Raw genomic sequence first — 3,062 nt, forward strand, 5'->3', positions numbered from 1 at the left:
GCCGGTGTTCGCGGCTAAAGCCGCTCCCACAGGGTCCCTGCTAATTCAATGACTTATGTGCTGCTCCTAAAGGGTGCGTGCGTACACTGTGTGCCAGCCTGGCAAAGAAATGTAACAGCTCCCCATTCGGCATCACCGGCAAACGGGTCTAGGCTCAAGCCCATGTGATACCGGGCCCCTCTGACGGCTGCCAGGCCGCCATGTCGGATCACTGTTGCCATGCAACGTCGACATTCAAGGAGGGGCTCATGACAGCTCTACAGGTATTCCTCACCACCCCGTTCCTCGGTACCAGCACCTGGTTGTGGCTGGTGTTCATGGCCATCGTCATCGGTTTGCTGGTACTCGACCTGGGTGTGCTGCACCGCCACGACCGGGAAATCGAAATGCGTGAAAGCCTGCTGCTGTATTCGGGCTATTTCAGCGTCGGCGTGCTGTTCGGCGCCGGGGTCTGGTACCAGCTGGGTGCGCAGTCGGCGCTGGAGTTCTACACCGGGTTCCTGGTCGAGCAGTCGCTGTCGATGGACAACGTGTTCGTCATGGCGATGATCTTTGGCTACTTCGCCATCCCCCGCCGCTACCAGCACCGCGTGCTGTTCTGGGGCATCCTCGGGGTGGTGTTCCTGCGGGCGATCATGATCGGCGTGGGCGCGGCGCTGGTGCAGAACTTCGCCTGGGTGCTGTATATCTTCGGTGCCTTCCTGCTGTTTACCGGGGTGAAGATGGCGCTGTCGAAAGAAGACAGCCGTCCCGACCTGGCCAACAACCCGATCCTGAAGTTCGTGCGCCGGCACATGCGGGTCACCGAGCAGATCCACGGCTCGCACTTCTTCGTGCACCAGACCCCGCCCGGGGAGCACAAGGCAGTGCGCTATGCCACCCCGCTGTTCATGGCACTGGTACTGATCGAATTGGCCGACCTGGTGTTCGCCGTCGACAGCGTGCCGGCAATCTTCGCCATCACCCAAGACCCGTTCATTGTCTACACCTCGAACATCTTCGCTATCCTCGGCTTGCGCTCGCTGTATTTTGCGCTGGCGGCGTTGATGCACCGGTTTGTGTACCTCAAGTACGCGTTGGCGCTGGTGTTGATCTTCATTGGCTGCAAAATCTTCTATCACGGCATGGTGGGTAAGGTGCCGGCGTTGCTGTCGTTGGGGGTGACGTTCGGGTTGTTGCTGGGTGGGGTGGTGGTTTCGTTGCTCAAGACTCGGAGGGAGAAGCCGGAAAGCAAGGAGGCTCAATCCAGACAGCCTTCAAATGCCGATAGTACAGCCAGCCAGAAAGAGGAAGACCCGCAGATGCGGGTCTGATCCCCGCTCTACTTGAATTTAAATAGTGCCCATACAACCACCATCCAGATGAAACCAGTCATGATTAGCCACGCGGATATCTTCAACCTACGCTTAAGCTTCCGCGGAAACGCATTTAACTCACCGACATCCAGTTGCCCCATACGCAGTACTAGCCACGGAAATGCAACTAGTCCACTCACCGTACAAAGGGTCATCCAGCGCCACTTAAATGATCCAGAACCCCATGCACGCTTAATGCTTTCGAAATAGGGATTGCTCGTAATGGCCGAGCAAGCGATGCCATAATCTTTTGTCAACGTCGAGACAGCACTAAGGACTAGCCCTGGCATGCCGATAACAAAAGGGCTGAGTAGAATTACCAATTTGGCAAGTGGTTGCCAGCCAGTAATGTCAATCACTGGTCGCCTCGTAAATAACTTCGCCTACCGACTCACCGAGCATCCCGCCCAGCACTCCTCCAGCCATACCGCTGGCTCCCACCAGCACTATGCCGCACACTGGCGCGGCCAGACCTGCAGAGCCCATAGTAATAACGGCACATATTGTTCCAGATACAAGGGTTGCTCCTGAGGAACCAAGCATGGCTCCGGCGGTCCCAACAGCAAAACCTCCTGTCTCGGTCAGCCTGACCTTATTACAAGCTTCAGTCTCACCAGCTCGACAAACCTCTTGCACTTTCAGATAAGACGAAGTCCCACCCAACCCAATTGCAGCATACCCACCATATTCAAGGTACTTGCTGAGCCGCGCCACTTTGTCCAGATGCGTCCCATACCCCGGAATCTGCCCCGGCCCGCCCGCCTTCGACCAATGGTGCACAAGGCTTTTGGTCAAAATGTTCAAGCTCTTCTTCAGTCGCTCATAGCTGCTCAGGTTCAGCTGTTTGTTAAATTGGCAATGTGGCATCGTGCTCGGCCAATTGCAGCAGCACCTGTGCGGCTGCAAGTCTCTGATAGTAGGAACAAGGCTGGGCAAAAAAAGGAAGACTCGCAAATGCGGGCCTGAGGTATCGTTAGACTTTAATCATAACGTAACCAATCAATGCCCAAAGCAGCGAAATAGATATCAGCCACACTGCTATAATCATTTTTCGCTTCAAGAACGGTGGAAAGTCCTTAAGTTCCTGCTCATCAAGCCAGCCCATATATAGATGCAGCCTGGGAAACGCGACCAAAGCGCTCACCGTGCTTAACAACAAGCAGCGAGACCTCAGGTTTACTCCTCCCCAAACAAGCTTCATTTGCTCCAAGTAAGGGTTGCTTGTGATAGCTGACAAAGCGACTTTATAATCACGAGACATCGCGATTTGCACGTTTATAGCAAGACCTGACATCCCAATGGCAAACGGACCAATCAGGAATGCTAGCTTAAATAGTGGCGGCCAACTTTCAAAGTCAATCATCTGCCACCTCATAAAGCACTTCACCGCCCTTCTCTCCTAGAGCGCCAATGCCCTCAGCCCCTACTGCAGAGCCGGCACCAACGATGACAATCCCGCATACCGGAACGCCAAGCCCACCAGTACCGACTGAGAAAACCCCGCATAGGGCAGTCGCAACAGCACCTCCCGCCCAAGCGCCAAGCATGCCTCCTCCCAAGCCCCCCGCGAAGCTACCCGTTTCAGTGAATCGAACCTTTTTACAATCACCAGTTTCACCGGCCCGACACACTTCCTGCACTTTTAGATATGAAGAACCTCCACCCAGCCCAATCGCAGCATACCCACCATATTCAAGGTACTTGCTG

At 55.0% G+C, this 3,062-nt stretch carries 3 protein-coding genes and 1 pseudogene; 1 reads left to right on the forward strand and 3 read right to left on the reverse strand.

The window, feature by feature from the left end; genetic code table 11:
* The first annotated feature begins 248 nt into the window (after window positions 1-248).
* On the forward strand, window positions 249-1,313 hold the full coding sequence (locus tag M2S36_RS24410) for a TerC family protein (RefSeq protein WP_207833822.1): 1,065 nt from the start codon (window positions 249-251) through the stop codon (window positions 1,311-1,313).
* A gap of 393 nt (window positions 1,314-1,706) precedes the next feature.
* Here M2S36_RS24410 and M2S36_RS24415 read toward each other — a convergent pair whose 3' ends face one another.
* The 3 genes and pseudogenes from M2S36_RS24415 to M2S36_RS24425 form a co-directional block, all read right to left on the reverse strand.
* The gene (locus M2S36_RS24415) at window positions 1,707-2,222 is read right to left on the reverse strand and encodes a hypothetical protein (protein ID WP_333958001.1); all 516 of its coding nucleotides are present in this window, start codon (window positions 2,220-2,222) and stop codon (window positions 1,707-1,709) included.
* Window positions 2,223-2,328: 106 nt separating this feature from the next.
* Complete coding sequence (locus M2S36_RS24420) at window positions 2,329-2,718, reverse strand: hypothetical protein (RefSeq protein WP_241106502.1); 390 nt, start codon at window positions 2,716-2,718, stop codon at window positions 2,329-2,331.
* Window positions 2,711-3,062, reverse strand: a pseudogene (locus M2S36_RS24425) (PAAR domain-containing protein); the annotation flags it as partial. The pseudogene M2S36_RS24425 and the gene M2S36_RS24420, both read right to left, overlap by 8 nt.

It is taken from the genome of Pseudomonas sp. SF2, assembly GCF_036858055.1.
GTDB lineage: Bacteria > Pseudomonadota > Gammaproteobacteria > Pseudomonadales > Pseudomonadaceae > Aquipseudomonas.

Excerpts from the sequence above, each read along its gene's own strand:
- M2S36_RS24410 (WP_207833822.1), top strand. The coding sequence starts at position 249 with ATGACAGCTCTACAGGTATTCCTCACCACCCCGTTCCTCGGTACCAGC.
- M2S36_RS24415 (WP_333958001.1), bottom strand. The coding sequence starts at position 2,222 with ATGCCACATTGCCAATTTAACAAACAGCTGAACCTGAGCAGCTATGAG.
- M2S36_RS24420 (WP_241106502.1), bottom strand. The coding sequence starts at position 2,718 with ATGATTGACTTTGAAAGTTGGCCGCCACTATTTAAGCTAGCATTCCTG.